The sequence below is a fragment of the Motilimonas sp. 1_MG-2023 genome (assembly GCF_030547455.1).
Classification (GTDB): Bacteria; Pseudomonadota; Gammaproteobacteria; order Enterobacterales; family CBDFNC01; genus Motilimonas.
The window spans coordinates 1-232 of the sequence record NZ_JAUOPX010000324.1; the positions used below are offsets into that span (position 1 = coordinate 1).

The 232-nt window shown below is 52.6% G+C and carries 1 tRNA gene; it reads right to left on the bottom strand.

Annotated features, from left to right (window positions below):
- Positions 1 to 59: 59 nt before the first annotated feature.
- A tRNA-Val gene (locus tag Q4519_RS22190) sits at positions 60 to 135 on the bottom strand.
- Positions 136 to 232 lie beyond the last annotated feature (97 nt).

Sequence of the window (232 nt, forward strand, 5' to 3'; positions counted from 1 at the left end):
AGCTAATCGCCCAACGAAATTATCTTCAAATTTTTACTAACACTACTTTAACAAAGTAGTGGTGTGCGATACTGGGCTTTAACCAGTGTCCCCCGCCTTGTAAGGGCGGTGCTCTCCCAACTGAGCTAATCGCCCGATAGAGTCTAAAGGTGGCACTGCGCGTTGTAGTGGTGTGCGGTACTGGGCTTGAACCAGTGACCCGCGCCTTGTTAGGGCGGTGCGCTCCCACCTG